Source organism: Reichenbachiella faecimaris (assembly GCF_900176375.1).
Classification (GTDB): domain Bacteria; phylum Bacteroidota; class Bacteroidia; order Cytophagales; family Cyclobacteriaceae; genus Reichenbachiella; species Reichenbachiella faecimaris.
Genome location: NZ_FWYF01000003.1, coordinates 291,879 through 312,033 on the forward strand (window position 1 = coordinate 291,879; position 20,155 = coordinate 312,033).

Annotated in this window: 24 protein-coding genes; 13 read left to right on the plus strand and 11 right to left on the minus strand. The window is 39.1% G+C overall.

The features are described from left to right. Window positions 1–9 precede the first annotated feature (9 nt). From B9A58_RS13810 to B9A58_RS13825, 4 genes are all read right to left on the minus strand, one after another. On the minus strand, window positions 10–1,038 hold the full coding sequence (locus B9A58_RS13810) for a nucleoid-associated protein (RefSeq protein ID WP_084373460.1): 1,029 nt from the start codon (window positions 1,036–1,038) through the stop codon (window positions 10–12). 64 nt (window positions 1,039–1,102) lie between these two features. Beyond that, a complete protein-coding gene (gene rfbB, locus B9A58_RS13815; protein WP_084373461.1) occupies window positions 1,103–2,131 on the minus strand; it encodes a dTDP-glucose 4,6-dehydratase in 1,029 nt (342 codons plus the stop codon). Beyond that, window positions 2,131–3,147, minus strand: coding sequence for a UDP-glucose 4-epimerase GalE (gene galE / locus B9A58_RS13820; protein WP_084373462.1), 1,017 nt, complete (start codon window positions 3,145–3,147; stop codon window positions 2,131–2,133). Before galE ends, rfbB begins: the two co-directional genes overlap by 1 nt. A gap of 2 nt (window positions 3,148–3,149) precedes the next feature. After that, window positions 3,150–4,463 (minus strand): UDP-glucose dehydrogenase family protein, encoded by a 1,314-nt coding sequence (locus tag B9A58_RS13825; protein WP_084373463.1) that lies wholly within the window; start codon window positions 4,461–4,463, stop codon window positions 3,150–3,152. Between the two features lie 225 nt (window positions 4,464–4,688). On the opposite strand from B9A58_RS13825, the gene B9A58_RS13830 reads away from it, so the two are divergent. The 6 genes from B9A58_RS13830 to B9A58_RS20735 all read left to right on the plus strand — a co-directional run bounded on the left by B9A58_RS13830 (window position 4,689) and on the right by B9A58_RS20735 (window position 9,123). After that, window positions 4,689–5,852, plus strand: a complete 1,164-nt coding sequence (locus B9A58_RS13830; protein WP_084373464.1) for an acyl-CoA dehydrogenase — start codon at window positions 4,689–4,691, stop codon at window positions 5,850–5,852. An 89-nt stretch (window positions 5,853–5,941) separates the two neighbouring features. Next, the gene (gene rpsU / locus B9A58_RS13835) at window positions 5,942–6,136 is read left to right on the plus strand and encodes a 30S ribosomal protein S21 (RefSeq protein WP_084373465.1); all 195 of its coding nucleotides are present in this window, start codon (window positions 5,942–5,944) and stop codon (window positions 6,134–6,136) included. 62 nt (window positions 6,137–6,198) lie between these two features. Then, the gene (locus tag B9A58_RS13840) at window positions 6,199–7,074 is read left to right on the plus strand and encodes a tyrosine-type recombinase/integrase (RefSeq protein WP_084373466.1); all 876 of its coding nucleotides are present in this window, start codon (window positions 6,199–6,201) and stop codon (window positions 7,072–7,074) included. A 31-nt stretch (window positions 7,075–7,105) separates the two neighbouring features. After that, complete coding sequence (hpf, locus tag B9A58_RS13845) at window positions 7,106–7,405, plus strand: ribosome hibernation-promoting factor, HPF/YfiA family (protein ID WP_084373467.1); 300 nt, start codon at window positions 7,106–7,108, stop codon at window positions 7,403–7,405. A gap of 153 nt (window positions 7,406–7,558) precedes the next feature. Further along, window positions 7,559–8,302, plus strand: a complete 744-nt coding sequence (locus B9A58_RS13850) for a serine aminopeptidase domain-containing protein (protein WP_176214788.1) — start codon at window positions 7,559–7,561, stop codon at window positions 8,300–8,302. Between the two features lie 23 nt (window positions 8,303–8,325). Next, complete coding sequence (locus B9A58_RS20735) at window positions 8,326–9,123, plus strand: J domain-containing protein (protein WP_084373469.1); 798 nt, start codon at window positions 8,326–8,328, stop codon at window positions 9,121–9,123. 139 nt (window positions 9,124–9,262) lie between these two features. Here B9A58_RS20735 and B9A58_RS13860 read toward each other — a convergent pair whose 3' ends face one another. The 4 genes from B9A58_RS13860 to B9A58_RS20520 form a co-directional block, all read right to left on the minus strand. Beyond that, window positions 9,263–9,691 carry a YybH family protein gene (locus tag B9A58_RS13860; RefSeq protein WP_084373470.1) on the minus strand — a complete coding sequence of 143 codons (429 nt, stop codon included), beginning with the start codon at window positions 9,689–9,691 and terminating at the stop codon, window positions 9,263–9,265. A gap of 75 nt (window positions 9,692–9,766) precedes the next feature. Beyond that, window positions 9,767–10,309: a DinB family protein gene (locus tag B9A58_RS13865; protein WP_084373471.1), complete on the minus strand. Its 543-nt coding sequence runs from the start codon at window positions 10,307–10,309 to the stop codon at window positions 9,767–9,769. Window positions 10,310–10,352: 43 nt separating this feature from the next. Beyond that, window positions 10,353–11,237 (minus strand): MBL fold metallo-hydrolase, encoded by an 885-nt coding sequence (locus B9A58_RS13870; protein WP_084373472.1) that lies wholly within the window; start codon window positions 11,235–11,237, stop codon window positions 10,353–10,355. Between the two features lie 171 nt (window positions 11,238–11,408). Further along, window positions 11,409–11,810 carry a LytR/AlgR family response regulator transcription factor gene (locus B9A58_RS20520; RefSeq protein WP_221407861.1) on the minus strand — a complete coding sequence of 134 codons (402 nt, stop codon included), beginning with the start codon at window positions 11,808–11,810 and terminating at the stop codon, window positions 11,409–11,411. Window positions 11,811–12,404: 594 nt separating this feature from the next. Here B9A58_RS20520 and B9A58_RS13880 point away from each other — a divergent pair. From B9A58_RS13880 to B9A58_RS13900, 5 genes are all read left to right on the plus strand, one after another. Further along, window positions 12,405–12,851 (plus strand): hypothetical protein, encoded by a 447-nt coding sequence (locus B9A58_RS13880; protein WP_084373474.1) that lies wholly within the window; start codon window positions 12,405–12,407, stop codon window positions 12,849–12,851. 241 nt (window positions 12,852–13,092) lie between these two features. Beyond that, the gene (locus tag B9A58_RS13885) at window positions 13,093–13,581 is read left to right on the plus strand and encodes a DinB family protein (RefSeq protein ID WP_176214789.1); all 489 of its coding nucleotides are present in this window, start codon (window positions 13,093–13,095) and stop codon (window positions 13,579–13,581) included. A 30-nt stretch (window positions 13,582–13,611) separates the two neighbouring features. Next, the gene (locus B9A58_RS13890; RefSeq protein ID WP_084373476.1) at window positions 13,612–14,175 is read left to right on the plus strand and encodes a DinB family protein; all 564 of its coding nucleotides are present in this window, start codon (window positions 13,612–13,614) and stop codon (window positions 14,173–14,175) included. A gap of 88 nt (window positions 14,176–14,263) precedes the next feature. Next, window positions 14,264–14,668: an SRPBCC family protein gene (locus B9A58_RS13895; protein ID WP_084373477.1), complete on the plus strand. Its 405-nt coding sequence runs from the start codon at window positions 14,264–14,266 to the stop codon at window positions 14,666–14,668. A 2-nt stretch (window positions 14,669–14,670) separates the two neighbouring features. Then, the gene (locus B9A58_RS13900) at window positions 14,671–15,000 is read left to right on the plus strand and encodes an ArsR/SmtB family transcription factor (protein ID WP_084373478.1); all 330 of its coding nucleotides are present in this window, start codon (window positions 14,671–14,673) and stop codon (window positions 14,998–15,000) included. Between the two features lie 95 nt (window positions 15,001–15,095). Here B9A58_RS13900 and B9A58_RS13905 read toward each other — a convergent pair whose 3' ends face one another. From B9A58_RS13905 to B9A58_RS13915, 3 genes are all read right to left on the minus strand, one after another. Continuing rightward, complete coding sequence (locus tag B9A58_RS13905; protein WP_084373479.1) at window positions 15,096–15,548, minus strand: hypothetical protein; 453 nt, start codon at window positions 15,546–15,548, stop codon at window positions 15,096–15,098. Next, window positions 15,548–16,159: a DinB family protein gene (locus tag B9A58_RS13910; RefSeq protein WP_084373480.1), complete on the minus strand. Its 612-nt coding sequence runs from the start codon at window positions 16,157–16,159 to the stop codon at window positions 15,548–15,550. Before B9A58_RS13910 ends, B9A58_RS13905 begins: the two co-directional genes overlap by 1 nt. Before the next feature lie 107 nt (window positions 16,160–16,266). Beyond that, on the minus strand, window positions 16,267–17,073 hold the full coding sequence (locus tag B9A58_RS13915; RefSeq protein WP_084373481.1) for a LytTR family DNA-binding domain-containing protein: 807 nt from the start codon (window positions 17,071–17,073) through the stop codon (window positions 16,267–16,269). A 114-nt stretch (window positions 17,074–17,187) separates the two neighbouring features. Between B9A58_RS13915 and B9A58_RS13920 the strand changes: the two genes are divergently transcribed. Together B9A58_RS13920 and B9A58_RS13925 are read left to right on the plus strand one after the other, a co-directional pair. Then, complete coding sequence (locus B9A58_RS13920) at window positions 17,188–17,520, plus strand: PadR family transcriptional regulator (RefSeq protein ID WP_084373482.1); 333 nt, start codon at window positions 17,188–17,190, stop codon at window positions 17,518–17,520. Continuing rightward, complete coding sequence (locus tag B9A58_RS13925) at window positions 17,520–20,123, plus strand: ABC transporter permease (protein ID WP_084373483.1); 2,604 nt, start codon at window positions 17,520–17,522, stop codon at window positions 20,121–20,123. The genes B9A58_RS13920 and B9A58_RS13925 overlap by 1 nt, the downstream gene beginning before the upstream one ends. Window positions 20,124–20,155 lie beyond the last annotated feature (32 nt).

Consider the following 20,155-nt stretch of genomic DNA (forward strand, 5'->3'; position numbering starts at 1 on the left):
GCTCCTTTTTCATTCCTCCCTTTCGAAGTAAAGCGTATAAAAATTCTGCTTTCTGTTTTCATCAAAGCCACGCTCTATATTTTTCCGGTTGCCATGTACATAGACATGAAAACTCTTGTCTAGTTTGATTACAGAACGGATAAACCGCTTCGTGTTTTTGATGGCGGGCTTAGAAATGTCGAAATGCCCCAGATTGAGTTCTGGCTGTTCGACTTGCTTCTTTTCTTGAAAATTTTCGAAATGTTCTATAAGCTCAGGTGCCTGAAGTATAGTTTCCTGATAGTCTGATTGATCAAACTGGTCATTGGCTTTGATGTAATCAATGGATTCATTTACAAATGCGATTTTCTCTGTTTTGGTCTGCCCTGCAAAAGCTTCTTGGGCAAACTCTTGCATGTTGTTGATGATGCTTTGTGTGTGGAAGTACTCATCATTGAAGGGCTCTACACCCAAAAAGTCTTTTTGCCAATATTGCGCATTGCCAGATTTATTGGTTTTGTCCACCATCATGGTTTGATACCCAGTGTCTTCGTCAGTATTGAAAATGATCAGCCCCTTGTCCAATTTATTGATACTGATACCTTCTTCACTACTGATATCAAATACGCCACCATGCCCCATGATTTTGATATAAGTATCTTTATTTTCTACTTTGAAAATACCCACTGCGTCAGTGACTTCATCTCCCAAGACACAGTCTTCAAAATAAGTCACCATCACGTCGCCATCTTTTATGTTTTGATTTCTGGAATGGGCGTAAAGATGCTTGGCAATTGCTATAGATTTTTCGTGCAAATGATTGGGAGAATCGAATATGGCCTTCACAAAATTATAAACCTCATTGTATTCCAAAGACGTCTCATGAGCAAATCTAAATCGCTCTTCAGCCTTAAATGATTTAAAAAAGTATTTGACCAATAGCTGATTGAGATCTCTGTCGGCAATGTTCAATGCTTGTGTAGAATTGATCAGGCCGTCATCTTCTGTAATTTTGTGAATAGCCAACGACTTGAGTACAACTTCAGTGGATATATCCATAGGTTTTAGATAAAATAAGGAAACTCAAAATACTATGTAATCAGGTGTAATTCCAAATGGAAGATTACCTTAGATAGGCACCAGACCTAATGTCAGCCAGCCATTGCTGATTTTCCAAATACCAGTCAACTGTTTTCTCCAAACCTTCTTCGAATTGTAAAGAAGGTTTCCAGTTGAGCTCTTTAGATATTTTGGTAGAATCAATGGCATACCTATGGTCATGTCCTGCACGATCTGTCACAAAGGTAATGAGCGATTCACAGCTGCCAGTTGCACGACCCAATTTCTTGTCCATGATTTGACAAAGTAGTTTTACCAAATCTATGTTTTTCCATTCGTTAAACCCACCTATGTTGTAGGTATCTCCTGATCTTCCTTGATGGAAAACAACATCAATCGCCGTGACGTGGTCGTGTACAAAAAGCCAGTCTCGAATATTCTCACCTTTGCCATAAACGGGTAAAGACTTTTCATCCATAATATTTTGAATGCAAAGGGGGATCAGTTTTTCAGGAAACTGATTGGGGCCATAGTTGTTGGAGCAATTAGAGATTACAATGGGCAGCTTATATGTATTGCTATAAGCCCTTACAAAGTGATCAGAACTGGCTTTAGAGGCTGAATAGGGTGACTGAGGGTCGTAAGCAGTCGTCTCATAGAAAAACTCTCCATCACTGAGTGAACCATAAACCTCATCTGTAGAGATATGATAAAATAGTTTGTTAGAAAAATCATTGGCCCAACATTCACAACAAGCATTAAGAAGATTGACAGTTCCTATAATATTTGTATTGACAAAGGCTAGCGGATTCTCAATAGACCGATCAACATGAGATTCAGCAGCCAGGTGAATTACGCTATCAAATTGATGTTTTTTGAAGAGGTTATCTATTAATTGAGCGTCACAAATGTCTCCTTTCACAAAGCTGTAATTTTTCGCCTCTCTGATCTCAGATAGATTGTTTGGATTGCCAGCGTAGGTGAGTTTGTCCAGATTGACAATCTCATAATTTGGATATTGGTCAACAAAATATTTCACTACATGTGATCCTATAAATCCAGCGCCACCAGTGATTAATATCTTCTTGTCCATCAATTGTTTGCTAAAGTTTTTTGCCAATTCCAGGCATCTAATAATGCTTGTTCCAGACTGATTGTTGCTTCCCAACCGAGCAGTTTCTTTGATTTAGTGGCGTCCGCATAAACAGCTTCCACGTCGCCATTTCTTCTTTTGCCAATCGTGTAATTGAGTTTTTGAGCACTTACTTTTTCGAATGCAGTAATTAATTCCAAAACTGTGTTTCCATGGCCAGTGCCAATGTTTACGGCTTCGCAAGTGCCTTCGTTCTCGTTTAGTAAAAACGCTAAGGCTTTTATATGTGCTTTGGCTAAATCTGTCACATGAATGAAGTCTCTTACACAACTCCCATCCTTGGTATTGTAATCGTCCCCAAATACAGTTAGACCATCTCTCAGGCCAGCTGCAGCTTGAGTAATGAATGGTACCAAGTTGCTAGGAACTCCTACTGGCAGTTCACCAATTAATGAAGATTCATGCGCTCCAATAGGATTAAAATACCTGAGTAGTATTGATTTGTATGATGGGTCAGCTTTTGATAGATCCTGAATGATTCTTTCACAAACAATTTTTGTTGTGCCGTATGGAGATTCAGCATTTTTGATCATGGCCGATTCATCAACTGGCAGCGAATCAGGTGTGCCATACACAGTGCAAGAGGAAGAAAACACCAAATTTGAGCACTTGTGCTTTGTTGAAGCTTCAAGTATTGAGGTCAAACCTCCTAGATTATTGTTGTAATATTTGAGAGGTTCTGCTACAGACTCCCCTACTGCTTTGCTAGCTGCAAAGTGGATGATTCCGTCAATTTGATCTTCTGAAAAGATGGTGTCTAAGAGTTGAGCATCTCGGCAATCTCCATGATAGAATGTGAGGGTCTGATTGGTTATTTTCTCAATTCTATCCTTGATCCACATCTCAGAATTACTAAGGTTGTCAAGAACTATTGGGTGAAAACCTGAGTTTATTAGTTCCACGCAAGTGTGAGAACCAATAAACCCAAGTCCACCTGTTACAAGTACGTTTTTCATTCCTAGCCGTTGATAGTAGCTCGACCAATGCTGTGATAGGTATAACCTAATTCAGCCATGGTTTCCGTGTTATAAAGATTTCTACCATCAAAAATTAATTTACTTTTCAATGCACCATCTAGTTTGGCGAAGTCTGGCGTGCGGAATACTGGCCATTCAGTCATGATAAGCAATGCATCAGCATTCTGGGCTGCATCGTATTCGTCATTGCAAAACTCAATTTGGTCACCAAATACCTCCTTTACATTCTCCATGGCTTCCGGATCGTATGTTTTGATTTTTGCTCCAGCTGCTAATAGTTCTTGGATATTTAGCAATGAAGGCGCTTCTCTAATATCATCAGTATAAGGTTTGAAGGCCAATCCCCAAACAGCGAATGTCTTTCCTGACAAATCCCCATTGTAATGCGTTTTGATTCTATCGATCAATTTCATTTTTTGAGATTCATTCTTGTTCATTACGGCCGTTAGAATTTCGAAGTCATAATTCACTTCTTTGGCAGATTTGGCCAAGGCCTGAACATCCTTTGGGAAGCAACTTCCTCCGTAACCAATTCCGGCGAATAAGAAACGTTTGCCAATTCTAGAATCTGTTCCCACTCCTTTTCTTACCGCATCAACATCAGCGCCTACCAGTTCGCACATATTGGCGATTTCATTCATGAATGTGATTTTAGTTGCAAGAAATGAATTGGCTGCGTACTTGGTTAATTCAGCAGATTTTTCATCCATTACAATGATTGGATTTCCCTGTCTCACCAAAGGGGCGTACAAGTCATCCATGATTTTTTTAGCACGATCTGATGATGTGCCTATAACCACTCTGTCAGGTTTCATAAAATCATCTAGAGCAACTCCTTCTCTGAGAAACTCTGGATTTGACACAACGTCAAAATCTACGTTAGCACCCTTTTTAATGTTAGCAGTTACTTTTTCCGCGGTTCCTACTGGCACTGTGCTTTTATCCACGATTACAGTATACTCTTCGAGTAATGGACCTAGATCATTAGCTACTCCTAATATATATTTTAGATCTGCTGATCCATCCTCACCTGGAGGCGTTGGCAGAGCAAGGAAAATAATTTTTGCTCCTTTAATTCCTTCCGACAGACTTGTTGTGAACTCAAGTCTTCCTTGTTTGATATTTCTTTCGAAAAGTAAGTCCAGACCAGGCTCATAAATAGGCATGACTTTGTTTTTAAGTTTTTCAACTTTCTTTTCGTCAATATCTATACAAGTCACATGATTTCCTGTTTCCGCAAAACATGTCCCAGTAACCAAGCCAACATATCCGGTTCCTACTACAGCAATCTTCATATTTTAAGTTATTTTTTTAAAGGCGCAAATCTAAAGTGAATGAGATTAAAATCCAGATTCATTGAGATATTAATGGTTGAATTGTGGTTTTCTTTTTTGGCAAGTTGTGAGACCGTTTTGAAGGGGTATTTTTCCCGGTAATCAAACATTATTTCAGTCAACCATTATATATAGCGAAAATATTTTCTATTATTGCCTTTAACAATTGATAACCAACAAGATAAGATGAATAATATTAGCGAAAATACGCCGGAATTGGTTGCTGAAAACTGCCAAATGATCAAGGATATGGTTCATGATTTCTGTGAAAAGGAAATCAGACCCAATATCATGAAATGGGATGAAAGTCAGGAATTCCCAATTCAACTTTTTAAAAAGCTTGGAGAACTGGGATTAATGGGAGTTTTGGTACCTCAAGAATATGGTGGGTCGGGATTTGGTTATCACGAATATGTAACTGTTGTTTCTGAAATTGCTAAAGTGTGTGGTTCTATAGGATTGTCTGTTGCCGCTCATAATTCATTGTGTACAGGACACATCATGCAGTTCGGCAATGAAGAGCAGAAGAAAAGGTGGTTGCCAAAATTGGCGAGTGGTGAGTGGATTGGAGCTTGGGGTCTTACCGAGCCTAACACAGGTTCAGATGCTGGAAACATGAAAACAACTGCAGTGAAAGATGGTGACCATTGGGTGATTAATGGAACCAAGAACTTCATCACGCATGGGATCTCAGGAGATGTGGCGGTTGTAATGACTCGAACTGGGGAGCCTGGTGATTCTCATGGAATGACTGCTTTTGTAGTCGAACGTGGAACTCCTGGTTTTTCTGGAGGCAAGAAAGAAGACAAGCTCGGGATGAGGGCTTCGGAAACCGCAGAGATGATATTTGATGATTGTAGAGTGCCTGCTGAAAACCTACTGGGCGAGGTAGGAGAAGGGTTTGTTCAAGCATTGAAAATATTAGATGGGGGTAGAATCTCAATTGCTGCCTTGGGCTTAGGTATAGCACAAGGAGCTTTGGATGCTGCTGTAGCTTACTCTCAAGAAAGACATCAGTTCAATCAGTCCATTTCCAAGTTTCAGGGTATCTCATTTAAAATCGCAGATATGGCTACTCAGGTTATGGCTTCAAGGTTGTTGATCAAGGAGGCTGCAGAACTAAAAAATCAAGGTAAAAGTGTCAATAGAGAATCAGCTATGGCAAAATTACATTCATCAGAAACAGCTGTGAGCGTATCCAATGACGCAGTACAGGTGTTTGGAGGGTACGGTTATGTGAAAGATTTTCCAGTTGAGAAATTCTATAGGGATTCTAAGCTTTGTACGATTGGAGAAGGTACTTCTGAGATACAAAAATTGGTGATTGCTAGAACCTTGTTTGAGAAGTAGAATAAATAAATTAAGATAATTATAGAAACAGGTTGTGAATTAATGACAAGTATCATAAATTTGCAGCCCGTTTAAAAAAATAGAAGATAATGTTAATTATTAACGTAAAGGAAAACGAGTCGGTTGATAGAGCACTAAAAAGGTTCAAAAAGAAGTTTGAAAAAACTGGTGTTTTGAAGCAATTGAGATCTAGAACAGCCTTCAAAAAACCTTCTGTCGCAAGAAGAGAAGAGTTGATTAAAGCAGCTTACAAGCAAAAAATGTACGCCAAAGAAAACTACTAATTTAAGTAGTTTTTGTGCTTGGTTTTTTATAAGTTAGTATAGCCTTAACCAAGGTTATACTAATGATAAAACCATTCCTCAAATACCTTTTACAGGAAAAAAGATACAGTACGCACACTGTACAAGCTTATGAAACTGATCTCCTTCAGTTTCAAGACTATTTGGAATGTATTGATATAGAACTTACCCCTGAAGAGGCAAATCATAAAATGCTTCGCGCTTGGGTAGTTTCATTAATTGAGGCAGATATAAATCCACGATCTGTCAATAGGAAGATTGCCTCCTTGCGATCTTATTATAAATTTCTACTTAAGCGAGAGGCTATCTCAGAAAATCCGGCGACCAAGCTTCGTCCATTGAAGACAGCTAAGGCATTGCCAGAATTTGTCCTCAAAGACGAAATGGATAATCTTTTGGATCGAGTTGAGTTTTCAAATGACTTTGAAGGAACTCGTGATAAACTAATCGTAGAATTACTCTATGGGACAGGTATGCGATTGTCAGAATTGATCCATCTCAAAGATCAAGACGTCGATCATTTTAATCAAAGCATTAAGGTATTAGGCAAAAGAAATAAAGAAAGAATTATTCCCTTGACTTTAGACAACATACGACTGATAGAAGCGTATGGAAAAATAAAGGAGCAAGTGACAACAAGAGAGGATTGGTTGCTCACAACTGACAAAGGAAAAAAGTGCTACCCAATGATGGTGTATAGAATCGTACAGAAGTATTTGGGATACATTTCTAAAGTGTATAAGAAGAGTCCTCATGTGCTAAGGCATACCTATGCCACACATTTATTGAACAATGGTGCTGACCTCAATGCAGTTAAAGATTTGCTGGGTCATTCCAGTTTGGCTGCCACTCAGGTCTATACGCACAATTCTTTGGATAAGCTTAAGTCAGTTTTTGACCAGGCGCATCCAAAGGCTTAAATTATTTTCTAACATTATAAATATTAATCTTATGAAGTTACAGTTTCATTCCCTTCATTTTGACGTAGATCAAAAATTGGTTGATTTCATTCAGAAGAAAGTTGACAAATTAGAGACGTTTTATGATAGGATCATTGACGGAGAGGTGATCTTGAAAGTTGAAAAAGATGAATCAAGAGATAATAAGATCGTAGAGATTAAATTGAATATACCTGGCGGACAGGTGTTTTCTAAAGAGCAGGCAAAGTCATTTGAAGCTGGTGCTGATGAGGCCGTAGAGGCCCTCAGAAGGCAACTAAAAAAGAAAAAGGAAAAAATGTTAGCACATTAGTAGTGTCAAGAATAAAACAAAAAAACCTGATTCATTGAATCGGGTTTTTTTGTTTAGATAAGATTGATATTCATACAAATTGTAGTTTGATACCCAAAATAGGTTGTTTGACCTGTTGTTTTTTTACTGAAGTTTAGTGTCCGTGTAATGCCTATGAGAGCATCATTACTAACTATTATAATCATCATGGTGACCATGGGTGTCCAAGGTCAATCGGCAAAGGAAGTCCAATTTAAAACCAAAGATGGCTTGGCTCTGTATGGAGATCTCTATATAAATCAAAAGGGCAGTCCAATGGTCATGTTATTTCATCAAGCTGGCTCATGTGCGAGGGGGGAATACGAAAATATTATTCCAATTTTGCTTGAGGGCGGTTACAATATAATTGCCGTAGATCAGCGAAGTGGAGGAAGTAAGCTTGGAGGTGTTAATCGAACAGTTGATCAATTAGATGGGAAAGAATATGAATATTGTGATACTTTCCCAGATTTTGAAGCAACGTTGAGTTTCGTGCGATCTGAACTGAATCATTCGGATAAGATCATAGCTTGGGGGAGCAGCTACAGTGCAGCAATGGTGATTCATTTGCTAGCGAATTATCCGGATAAAATATCGGGAGTTTTGGCTTTTTCGCCTGCGTCTGGCGGATCAATGAAGTCATGCAGTCCAAATGATAAGTTTCTAATGTTGAATGGCAAGGCGCTTATACTTCGTCCGCATGAAGAAATGGGGATTCCGTCCGTACAATCACAATTTGAGCTTGCAAAAAGCGCAGGACTTTCCACCTATGTTTCAAAGAATGGGGTTCATGGCGCCTCGATGATGAATACAGAAAAAGTGGAGGGGTCAACTGAGGAAATTTGGAAAGTAGTCTTGGATTTTATGGCTCATCTTTAGTACACCTTTTCTACATTTGGTTAATGAATAACCATTATCTCAACGTGCTGCACCTGACTCCAGGCGCAACTAAGAGTGAAATTAAATTGGCTTACAGACGATTGTCTAAAGCATATCATCCAGATGTAAGCAAGGATGAAAATGCTAAAGCAAAATTTATTGAAATTAATGAAGCCTATAAATTTCTAACAGGGGTAGGCCCTCGACCAGCTACTATACTGTCTAGTGCTCCAGCCTATGATTATGATATTCGAAATCATGCATTTGACGAATGGAGGAGAAGGGCAAAAGCCTATGCGCAACAGCAGGCGAAAGAAGTGGCTAGAAGACAACACATACTGACCAAGTCATTGCTTAGGGGCTTTGAAGTGGTATTGGTTGTCGTAGTAATTTTCAACCTGTTGTTGATTGTAGATAGTCACCTTCCCCTAGTAGCATTCAGCAATGAAGGGGCAAAGGAGCAAACCATTCTTAGATCAAGATCTCCGTACTATGACATTTTAAAAGTAAATAATTATGTCTTGTATTTGCGAGGAGGGGAGTTGGAAGATGTAAGACAGGGAAAATATGAGCGTGCAGTTGTATATGCAACGCCATGGTTCAACAAGCCTATTTTTTTGGATTTGAAAATCCATGGAAGGGAATATAGATTTGAGCAGTATGCTGGAATATTTGGCTTCTTTTCTTTTTTTATCAAATTCATACTTTTGTTAGCCCTGCTTTACAAAGTATTTGTCAGGTCACTTGATAGTCAGCTGAGTATAGCCATCCTGCTTTTGTTCCTGTCTATTTTTCAATTATATCTCTTTCTAAAATATTGATAGATAAAATAAAACTGACCACGGATTACGTGGCCAGTAAACTCAAAAACCAATGACAAGGGTTGATTCATTATCCGAGTTCATAGGAGATGCACCATGTTTATTTTTAATACAAATGGGGCTTGATGAGCATATATTTCTAATCTGTGGACACGACGTTAGAGGCGTGATGATAATGAATCAACCAACTATTGTTAACCTTTTTCAACAGTGCACTTCTTCGCCCCATGCTGCTACCTCGTGGAGAGTGCCATATAGCTAGTGCAAAATTTTCTGAAAGCAATTCTATACTCAAGGAGTTGGGTTTAAGTCCCAAAGTGGATTGTTCAATGCCCTGTTGTTTGAAAAGTTTGGCCATTAGTTTAAAGCCCTGGTTTTGAGCAATTCCGATTTCTTTCTTACCAATTAATAACTTAGGCGTAAAGGTGAATGGGTAGAATACTTTGGCCTCGTAGGTATAACAAGCGACCACTGAATCCACATTCATCCTATCTATTGATCTAATAAATTGATAGACCGCCTGTTTGATTTCAACAGAATCTGCGGCACTAGTATGAATTTGAGTCATATAAGAGTCCCCGCAACTCAGCGTACATATTGCAATTGTAAAAGTTAATATTCTAATAGTAATAACCATAACAGATTAAAAAATTTGATAAAATGGAGGTTCGATTCCGTTCATTCTAAGGTATAATACCAACTTGGAGCGATGATGAGTGACATGATCCCGCAGTCCCATAGCGATGGTTCTTTTGGTTTTGACGGGTTGTCCTCTAAAGAAAAAGAAAGTGAATTCTTCATCAAATTCAGACTCATCAAGGGAGTTCATAAGTGCGATTGATTCATCAAAGCGAGTTTCAAACGCTGATAGTGCCTCTGACTTTGTTTTTGGTACTGGAGCCAGTATGATTAGTTCTCTTTGCTCTTTAAATTCTCCCTGACCGCCAAGAATATACTTGGTTTGAAATTCTAGGATTTTGCTCATATGATCTACTTCTTCCATGAATGTCCTGGCACTATCGTACGGTTTAAACATGTATTTTTCGGGCGGCATGAGCTCCACAACTTCCAAGGTATAAGTTTTCATATTGGATAGGATAATTGCCATTTCGGTTCCGAATTTTGATTGTGCATTTGCCAATTCAGGAATTAGAAAAAGTAGAATTACAAGTTTTTTAATTTTCATGTGATGTAGTGTTAAAGTCAAAATTTCAAATGTGTTGATCTGTTCAATTTGTATGGCTCAATTCGTCAATTATTGTTGGCAAACTCCAACTGATTAAAAAATTGGCTCTTTCGCCTGGAAGGAAATCTGTCATTTGATCGATGAGATAAGCCCTTTCTTTTTCACCAAATTCATTACCCTTCTTAAGAAGTTCAGCCACTGTGGCCTTGTAGGTATCTATATATTTGATTTGCCAATGAAGAATATCCTTGCCGCCAATTTCACCATGCCCTGGATAAATGGTTGTTTTTGGGTGTAACGTCTTAGCCAGTCGAATCAGGCTTTTCTTCCAATTTTCACTATATCCCGATTGAAAAAAGGCATGCATCTGGTTTAAAACCAAATCGCCTACAAATGCATGCTTGGTTTTCTTGTGAGTCACCTCCCAGTAGATGTCGTCTAGTGATTCGCCAGCGCCCATATTATGGCTGTTGAACCTGACATGGTCAATTTTGAAACTGTAGTTGTCATCCACAATTTTTGTAGGGCCAATTCTTGTTTTAGGTATTAAGCTTGAGAGTTGCGGATTCGTGAATCTGGACATGTAGTAGGTGTCGTTTTGTTCTATTTCCTGTGCCACGCCCTTTGAGGACAGAATTGGTGCTTTTGACTCAATAACAGATAATCCAGCATAATGGTCAATATGGCCGTGCGTCAGTAAGATGGAATGGAGTGGTTTGTCAAGTGAATCGATCAATTGGTTGATGGCCTCAGCATGATAGTTGGTCAAGCCAGCGTCAATCAAGACCAAGTGGTTGCTAGTTTCGACTAGGTAGATATTAATGAATCCAATATTTGGATCATGATACCTGTGAACTTGAAAGTCTGTTTGGCCTATACATGAAAAGTAGGTACAGATAAGAAAGACAGTAAGGAGAAATCTGAACATAGCATGAAGTGATTATTTAGCAGAACTAACGCAATCGAATATGATCCAATGAGACAATTGAATGAAAATGAAACGAGTGGTCTCTATTTTGCAATGAATAGGCCATGTTTTAGGAATGAGTGGTATTGGAAGCGAGGAAGTAAGTAGGTTGTTTTGCTTTGCTGTAAAAGCCTATTTTTTTGAGTAAACAGCAAACCATTTGATGACATCTTTCCGCTTGTGCCGACTCACCAAAATGGGCATTGCTGTAGGACTAAAGCCTTTGTCCAAATACAGTAATAATTTTCGATTCTTAGTTTCATGCACAGATTTAATAATTGAACGATTTATGATGTACTGTCTATTCACCCTCAAGAACAACGATTCGTGGAGATTAAAATCGATCTCATTCATAGAGCTGAATTGCGTGGTATAAGAATTAAGATCCATGTCCATCAGAATGACTAGACCGCCTTTAGATTGAATGTACGCCAAGTCCTCAAGATGCAGGGTGATGTGCTTTGATCCAGATTTGAAGTAGATGTAGGTTTTATTGGCGGGTCTACTTGTAGGGATTTGATAGTGTAAACTCATGAATAGCAAAAACTCAATAAATCCAATGCACAACTGCATAATTATTAGCAAAAGGTATTCATTGGTACTTGCGCTCCAGCCAGCAAGAGAGTAGGTAAATAAATAATATAGTGCAGTAAAAGGAGGGATAGTGCAAGTGAAAATAACGAGGCTACCCTTTTTCATTGTACTATTAAAATCCAATGTGATATGGACAAAGCGTTTTGAATAGCTATGGATCAGCTCCGACAGTAGCAGACCAGTTGCAAACAGGAGTGAGAATTTCGAAAGGTTAAATACGTGGTGAATTTCTGTGGACAGAATTTCTTCTGTCACTAATTCTTGTGAGACTGAAGTTGCTAGTAAAAGTCTTAGTATAAGACGAAATATGAAAGGAGATTTCTCCAAGTTCAAGGTAATGTTTTTTCTGTTAAACGTAATGAAATAAAAATGTTGCCTAAATTTATTTCATAAAAATGATATAAATAGTATTTTTTTACATATGCATTCAATAGTAGAAATAAAGACACGTTTATTATATAATTATAGAGATAAGTAAAATATTATATGCAAATTTATAATTGCATATAATATTTTAAACTAAACGATAATAAAATGAAAAGTACATCAAATGCTTTTGCCAAAGTAGGAGCCTCGTCTTATGCACTTTGGGGAGGGCTCAATATTTTAGCTGGTGTTATGCTGTTAGGACAGGCAAGGGCGGGAGAGCTCAAAGATTATTTTTACAACGTGGCGCCAAATATCAACACAGATAGTCTTATTAATGGGTATGACGCTGTGGGTGCTGTGGCTCAGTTTCATGCCTATAATCTGGTTTGGATAGGATTGGTGAGTTTATTTGTTGCGGTTAGGTTCAATTGGAAAAATGAGCGGGTCGGCTTTTGGATAAACTTAATTTTAGGAGGGTTCACAGTGTTAGGCTTTAGTTTGTTTTTATTCTTACCAGATAAAATGCCCATAACGAGTGGCATGCTGATCCCACTATTGTGGCTTGTTGGTCTGGTATTTACACATATTGGATTGCGAATAAAACGAAATTAAAGCTTAGTATATAGCTGCTTGCCTTTACTGACCAAAATGGTTGACCACTCAATGATCTGAATGATTGCTAATTGACAGTATGCTGGTCAAATGAATTGACCTGTTGGTTCCAAAAGAAACCTAACTTCTAGCCAACGAGTCAGTTCATTTGAGTAAAATGCAACAAAAAAATTGCATGATCGTTACAGAGCTTTATTAGCAACAAAAATGTTGCTTATTAATCACTAAAAAAATCATGATAATGGAAGACACACAAACAAAAACGACATTGGGAATGCCTCTAATAGGCCTATTTCAGATGCAAACAGAGTTTTTCACCAATGCCATTGATGGCATATCGACTGAACATGCTCAAAGTAGGATCAGTCAAAACACTAATCATCTCACGTGGCTCACAGGTCATTTGGTTTCGTGTAGATATATGTTGGCAGGCATGCTGGGCCTAAAATTAACTGAACCATATCCTGAGTTGTTTGGCAACCTCAACGGCTTATCAGAAAATGCAGATTATCCCTCTCTGGAAGAGTTAAAACTGGACTGGCCACTAGTCTCAGAAAAACTAATCACTAAGCTGGGTGAAATGAAAGATCATGAACTGACTGCTGATAGCCCAATGGGCGGAAGACTTATTGATATCGTTGAATTTTTCGCTTATCACGAGGCCTATCATATTGGTCAGATGGGCTTTTTAAGAAAATATTTTGGATACAACGCGCTCAAGCATAACTAAATAAGATCAAAACTTAAAACAACAATGATTATGAGTAAAATCAATTATCTGGCTATTATTCTGATATTTAGCCTGTCTCAAAGTTCATTTGGTCAAATGAAAAAGTCTTATGCAGATGAAATGGTAAATCTGATGATCAGTATGAAGCAGTACACATTGGACATCGCGAACCAAATGCCCGAAGACAAATTCGAGTATAAACCCTCTGAATCTGATGAGTTAAGAACGTTTGCAGAACATTATAAGCATGTGAGAAATTTCATGAGTGTACAACTGATGTTTTTGAATGATATACGCCCTGATTTGCAGACGATTGTTCCAAAAAATACGGCCTATGAGAAGACGGTGATTTCAAAGGCTAGGGTGATTAAGGATCTTTCTAAAGAATTTGATCACGTAATCGACTTTTTGAAGAACACAGACGATAAGGAAATGACTGGCACCTACTATTTTTTCTTTGAAAAGGAGCCTGCCACCCGAACGAGGAGACTTATCATTCAAGCCTTAAGAGATCATATCTATCACCATCGCGCTCAGACCTTAATTTATCTTAGAGAAAATAATATAGCACCTGTTGCCTATCAAAGATATTAGTGTTGGTTAATGGTTATTACCTAACCCAACATTTGGGTTAGGTAATATTTTGGTTGCGAATTAATATGGAGAGGATTATCTTAGCAGTATGAATGATAGAATCGAAAAGGAGTACTTTCTAAATGCACCTATCCATAAAGTCTGGAATGCGATTTCCTTGGAAAAGGAAATTAACGAGTGGTTTATTCAAGCCGACTTTAAGGCAGAAGTAGGCTATCAGTATACATTTACACATGAGAGTACGCGAGTGACTGGAGAGGTATTAGAAGTCAATCCTGTTTACGATTTGGTTTATACGTGGATCGTAGGTGGTACCACTGAGGTCACCACTGTCAGGTGGTCACTTGAAAGCAAAGCAGACGGTACCATGTTAAAGATTAATCACTGGGGTTTTAGCAATTACCCTAAGGATTCTGCCGTGGCCATGTTTGACTCGTCAGTCGAAGGATGGGATGCAGTGAGCAATTGGTTGAAGGAATATATAAAGAACTAAATATGCCATTAGCATCTAAGAAAAAACATAGCATATTCAAAGCTATTTCTGATCCTACCCGGCGAGAAATATTTCATATTTTGATCATGGCCTCTGTGGCTCTGTCGATCAATCAGATTGCTGATAAATTTAAGATGAGTCGGCAGGCAGTTACCAGACATATCCATGTACTGAATAAAGCGGGTCTTGTCGACATTGTACCAAAGGGTAGGGAGCGTTATTGTTATGCAGATCCCAAACCACTCAGAGAAATACGTGATTGGGTTAGCTATTATGAAAAATTCTGGGATAATAAAATCAGTGCACTGGATAAATACCTGAAGAAAAAATAAGAAAGTCTATTTCAGCCACTTACATACCCCCAAAAGAAAAACTGACCACGGATTGCGTGGCCAGTAAACTCAAAAACCAAGGCTCTTCTGCGGCATTAAGGTTCGACTTTAACCTGCCAGCCATCATATAAGTCGTCTTTGTTTCCGTCTTGATCCCAGTCGAGCCAAGCAACAAACCGAAGTTCATTTCCCGTCCATTCAAGTTTGTAACTGTTATTGTAATTATCTGAACTTAGAATTAGAGAATCACCATTCAGCTTCCAATATCCTTCTTCTGTACCAAGCCTCTTATTATCCAGTCCAGTATAAGTGGATTGGAAACGACCATCCGAGAAGTACGTGGTTTCTATGGGTTTGATTTGCAATACTGCTTCCCATTGTCCTCTTTGGGCAGTTAGCCATTTGGTGGCCTCTTGATTTTGAAAAGTATTCATTTTCACCTTGAGTGCCGTGTTCTTCCAGGTGCCAATAAGGAGCTCTTTGTTAATGTCAGCAGAAGAGCAGGCCACCAGGCCTAAGCCAAGTAGACATAATACATATTTCATCATTACATTGGGTAGTTGCTCGAAGACTGCACTTCTATTATTTGAGCCGTGTGTCTTTCAGCATGTGCGCTGAGTAGAATTGTCCATTGGTAGGCAGACAATTTGTTGCCCAGAGGACTCGCCCAATAATAGGCATTGAGATCTGCTTCTGTATTCTTTACGAAGTCCATGGTGGCCTTTCGGGCTGCCTTATACTCTGCTATAAATTGCGCAGGAGACTTTAAAGCACCCGTAGGCTCAAACCGCTCATTGGTCTTTCTGCGTTTGCCTTCGCCTCGATCTTTTAGCCCTACGATAATTTCTTCATTAGTAATTAAATCATTGTCATCCACCTGTCGATTGGCTTCATCTGTAATGATCTTATTTTGAATCAGTATCAGAATGTTTTTCTCTGCAATGAGCATGTGTTCACAGACACCGGCAATAGACCAGGTTTCCGAATCTGGTTGATAGTTCCATTGCTCCAACGAGAGATTTTCTACGGCACTAAACGCCAATGACATGGATGAATCAAGATAGTTAGTCGTGTATTTGATTTCTTTTTTTGATAATGAACGATTTGACCCTGCGCTCGTGAGTATCAGAGCCAACATCATAAGTGAAATAGTTTTCATAGTATTTTAAATTTTTGTTCTGGCCATAGTTACGGAGGGTAGGCAACTGAAGCGGAAAAAACATTAAATACTCAAATGAATGGTGGGTGATTTTAGGATGAATGGTCTTATTGCGCCAGCCATTTTTTGAAATCTACGCTGCGATACCTGCTAATCATAGCGGCTGCAGGGATTTCGGGTGCTGAAGGCGATAGTTTGATTTGAAGTTTTTGATTTACCTCTTTCATCACTGTATCTATGGCATGCAGTTTTACTAAATATTGGCGATTTACCTGAAAGAAAGCATCTAGGTTGTGGGTGTCTTTTACGTCATTGAAAGAACTGAATTGGGTCAATATTTTTTTGCCTTCATTGGTGATGAGATAGACCATCCCTGCCTGTGAGTAGAGGTAGGCAATATCAGTTTCGTCAACCAACTGTGTTTTCCTTCCACTGGCTATTTGCCAAATCTGCACGGATGCGATAGTTTCCGTTTGCTTCTGAGATAAGTATAAATCTCGCGTTATGAAATACAAGGTCTCCAATAGAATGATCAACTCAGCAACGAGTAGAGAAGACAAGAATCGAGTAATTGGGGTAACTATCCCAAACACAAAATAGTTGATGCTGTAGACCAAAGTACCAAAAACTGCAGCAGTCAATAGGCTAGATATGAGCAGTTGGCGGGCAATGCTGGGTTCATTGGTCAAATGGCCGAAGTGTCGTTTTTTAAGTAGACTATAGCAGGTATAATTGGTTTCACAACAAATGGCACAGATTAATAATATAAACGAAAATGTGAGCAGCGGAAATTGATAATTTGGGTCGAAGGGTAGTTTTTTGTAAGCAACGAGATGTGTCAAGACCAATGCCAGAACTGGCAAAATCAAATAACGCAACAGCCGTGTATTGGTGTGATAGAGTTTTGTGAGCATGGTTTTTAGCTTACGCAAAAAATGGACTTCAGGTTAAATTGTATTTCCTTTCATTTTGCAGAACTAATTGGGTTCGTGTTCGTATATTACCTCTGCAAAGTAATAGTATATAAGATGAAAAGAACTGCAATTGGCGAATTCGAAGAAATGGTGTTGCTGATGGTCTTGATCCTGCAGGATGAAGCCTATATGATCAGCTTGCAAAATGAATTGTTGGAGAAGGCCAATCGCTCCATCACTATGGGAGCGTTGCATACGACCTTGTCTCGTTTAGAGAAGAAAGGACTGCTGTCCTCTGAAATGGGAGAACCCACCAAAGAAAGAGGTGGCAGAAGAAAACGCATCTATCAGGTATCGGCTGCGGGAAAATCGGAACTTAATACCATCAAAGAAATGCGTAAATCTCTCTGGGATCAGGTGCCACAGTTTGCTTTAAAATTTGGTTGATGCCAGCTAAAAATTACCATATACCTCGTTGGGCACTTTGGCTGATTCATAGACTCTGCAGAGAGGAGCTGCATGAAGAAATAGAAGGCAACCTGATAGAGTATAGAGAAAGGCTCAAGAATGATTCTCAACGTGAAAGCTGGAAATTTTTCTATCAAGTCCTCACCTATCTACGACCATCCACACTCAAATCTTTTAGTCAAAACTCAAAATTCTATATTATGTTCAATTTCAATATCCTGCAGACCATTAGAGGATTATGGATGCATCGCTCCACTACATTGCTCAATATCAGTGGCTATGCGCTTGGGATGCTCTGTGTGTCTGTTCTGTTTTTTTATATCAAGGGGGAATTAGCCTATGACAACTTTCATGTAAACAAAAATGAAATTTACCGGGTTATTCGACTGAGCGAAATGAATGGGGAGAAGTATAAGATTGGTGTGACGTCTGGGCCTTTTGCCCCTCATCTGGCATTGGATTTTCCGATAGATATTAAAAGTACACTCAGAATTTATACGACTGAGGCGCTTTTCGAATATGAGGATAAAGTTTTCAAAGAAGACAAACTTTTATTCGCTGACCCGAATTTTTTTCAATTCTTCTCCTTTCCCTTGGCAGTGGGGGATCCGGCTACCGTGCTTGATCAGCCCAATGCTATTGTGTTGACCAAGCAGGCGGCTAAAAAATACTTTGGAGAAGAGAATCCGCTTGGAAAAACGCTGATATTAGATAAGGAAGAACCTTTTGTTGTGGCTGGGGTGATGGGTGAATGGCCAGCTGATTCGCATTTGGACTTTGATTTTTTAGGTTCTCTGAAGTACATAGAGGACTTCAGTTTTATGAAAGGCTGGTGGAACAATGGACTCTTCACCTATGTACAAGTGGAATCGCCATTAGTTGCAGAAGGGCTGAATGCCAAGTTTCCTCAATTTATGGACAAATATTTTGTAGAGGACTTTAAAAGATCAGGCAAACGAATCGACATTGGACTGGAAGCATTAAAAGACATTTATTTTGATCGAGTACGATACGACTGGGCAAGACACGGCAATAGGGAGGCAGTTATTTTATTGACGGGTGTGGCCATGGCCATTCTGTTCATTGCCTGTTTCAATTATCTGAATCTAGCCATTGCTTTATCTTTCAGACGAGCCAAAGAAATAGGTATGAGAAAAGTACTGGGTGGCAATAAACTTAGACTTGTTTTGCAATTTCTTGGAGAATCGGCCATGGTTTGTATCATAGCCATTACGCTGGCTATTGGCCTCACGGAAGTGGTTCTTCCAACATTCAACAGCCTGTTTGACCTCGCCATCACTACTTCATGGTACGATCCTTTGGTCTTAATATTCTTTGCTGTTTTAATTTTAGTTACGATTTTACTTTCAGGACTGTACCCGGCCATATTGCTTTCCATGCTCAAGCCTCTTGAGGTTTTTAAAGGGCAAGCCCATCTTAGGAAAAACAATTTATGGTTAAGAAAAGGCTTGGTGATTGCTCAGTTTTCTATTTCCATATTTATGATTATTTCTACCTTGATTATTAAAGAACAGCTAGATTTTGTAAACAACAAAAGCCTTGGATTTGATCGTGAAGCCATAGTGATGGTGGACTTCGACAATGACGAAATAGGTGAGCACCGCGATGTATTTAGAGAACGGCTATTGCAGAGTTCGAAAATAAAAACCGCTACCTCCATGTCTGGCGAACCAGGTGGGTATCACGATGCTACAACGGTAGATTTTTTAGGGGATGTGGAAGATATTCGGATGCGAACGGCGTTCGTAGATGAAAATTATTTGAGTACGTTTAATATCGAATTAGCTACGGGCAGAGATTTCTCCAATGAATACAGGCTCGATGATGCACACGCGGCACTGGTTAATGAAAAAGCACTTCAGGATTTGGGACTTTCTGCTGATGAAGCCTTGGGTGTCAGGTTCCGAATCCCTATGTGGGATACGCTGGAGCATGTGGTAGTAGGGGTTACAAAAGACTATCATTTCAATTCGCTGCGAGAAGAGATAGAGCCGTTGATGATCGTGCCCGGCCACTATCATCGTAGAATGGGGATCAGGTTGGATGCTAATCATCTTTTTGAAGGACTCAGAGAAGTGGAGGAAATTTATGCAGATTTGGCTCCCAGTTATCCGATTTCTTATGAATTTATGGATGATTCCCTAGAACGGCTGTACGCTGAAGAAAAACAGCAAAGTCAAATTTTTCAAATGTTTTCGGGTGTATCCATTTTCTTGGCTTGTTTAGGCATCTTTGGATTGGTGTCATTTGTGGTTGAGCGAAGACGGAAAGAGTTTGGAATTAGAAAAGCCTTAGGTGCAAGCGTGGTTTCTTTGTTGCAGATTATTTCCAAAGAATTTGTAGGGATGATAGGCGTGGCTAGCCTGATTTCAATTCCTTTAGCCTGGTATGCTATTCAGCGCTGGTTGGAGAATTTTGCCTATCGAATTGATCTGGTAGACTTTTGGGGAATTTTCCTTATTGGGGCTGTACTCGCCTTGCTGTTGGCCCTAGTAACCATTTTCATGCGTTCGCTGGGTACAGCCAACGCCAATCCTACGGAGAGTTTGAGGTATGAGTGATTGAGCCAAGAAAACAATATGCTGTGTGCTCC

Coding starts and splice junctions, on each gene's coding strand:
- B9A58_RS13810 (WP_084373460.1), bottom strand. CDS start 1,038: ATGGATATATCCACTGAAGTTGTACTCAAGTCGTTGGCTATTCACAAA.
- rfbB (WP_084373461.1), bottom strand. CDS start 2,131: ATGGACAAGAAGATATTAATCACTGGTGGCGCTGGATTTATAGGATCA.
- galE (WP_084373462.1), bottom strand. CDS start 3,147: ATGAAAAACGTACTTGTAACAGGTGGACTTGGGTTTATTGGTTCTCAC.
- B9A58_RS13825 (WP_084373463.1), bottom strand. CDS start 4,463: ATGAAGATTGCTGTAGTAGGAACCGGATATGTTGGCTTGGTTACTGGG.
- B9A58_RS13830 (WP_084373464.1), top strand. CDS start 4,689: ATGAATAATATTAGCGAAAATACGCCGGAATTGGTTGCTGAAAACTGC.
- rpsU (WP_084373465.1), top strand. CDS start 5,942: ATGTTAATTATTAACGTAAAGGAAAACGAGTCGGTTGATAGAGCACTA.
- B9A58_RS13840 (WP_084373466.1), top strand. CDS start 6,199: ATGATAAAACCATTCCTCAAATACCTTTTACAGGAAAAAAGATACAGT.
- hpf (WP_084373467.1), top strand. CDS start 7,106: ATGAAGTTACAGTTTCATTCCCTTCATTTTGACGTAGATCAAAAATTG.
- B9A58_RS13850 (WP_176214788.1), top strand. CDS start 7,559: ATGAGAGCATCATTACTAACTATTATAATCATCATGGTGACCATGGGT.
- B9A58_RS20735 (WP_084373469.1), top strand. CDS start 8,326: ATGAATAACCATTATCTCAACGTGCTGCACCTGACTCCAGGCGCAACT.
- B9A58_RS13860 (WP_084373470.1), bottom strand. CDS start 9,691: ATGACTCAAATTCATACTAGTGCCGCAGATTCTGTTGAAATCAAACAG.
- B9A58_RS13865 (WP_084373471.1), bottom strand. CDS start 10,309: ATGAAAATTAAAAAACTTGTAATTCTACTTTTTCTAATTCCTGAATTG.
- B9A58_RS13870 (WP_084373472.1), bottom strand. CDS start 11,237: ATGTTCAGATTTCTCCTTACTGTCTTTCTTATCTGTACCTACTTTTCA.
- B9A58_RS20520 (WP_221407861.1), bottom strand. CDS start 11,810: ATGAGTTTACACTATCAAATCCCTACAAGTAGACCCGCCAATAAAACC.
- B9A58_RS13880 (WP_084373474.1), top strand. CDS start 12,405: ATGAAAAGTACATCAAATGCTTTTGCCAAAGTAGGAGCCTCGTCTTAT.
- B9A58_RS13885 (WP_176214789.1), top strand. CDS start 13,093: ATGGAAGACACACAAACAAAAACGACATTGGGAATGCCTCTAATAGGC.
- B9A58_RS13890 (WP_084373476.1), top strand. CDS start 13,612: ATGAGTAAAATCAATTATCTGGCTATTATTCTGATATTTAGCCTGTCT.
- B9A58_RS13895 (WP_084373477.1), top strand. CDS start 14,264: ATGAATGATAGAATCGAAAAGGAGTACTTTCTAAATGCACCTATCCAT.
- B9A58_RS13900 (WP_084373478.1), top strand. CDS start 14,671: ATGCCATTAGCATCTAAGAAAAAACATAGCATATTCAAAGCTATTTCT.
- B9A58_RS13905 (WP_084373479.1), bottom strand. CDS start 15,548: ATGATGAAATATGTATTATGTCTACTTGGCTTAGGCCTGGTGGCCTGC.
- B9A58_RS13910 (WP_084373480.1), bottom strand. CDS start 16,159: ATGAAAACTATTTCACTTATGATGTTGGCTCTGATACTCACGAGCGCA.
- B9A58_RS13915 (WP_084373481.1), bottom strand. CDS start 17,073: ATGCTCACAAAACTCTATCACACCAATACACGGCTGTTGCGTTATTTG.
- B9A58_RS13920 (WP_084373482.1), top strand. CDS start 17,188: ATGAAAAGAACTGCAATTGGCGAATTCGAAGAAATGGTGTTGCTGATG.
- B9A58_RS13925 (WP_084373483.1), top strand. CDS start 17,520: ATGCCAGCTAAAAATTACCATATACCTCGTTGGGCACTTTGGCTGATT.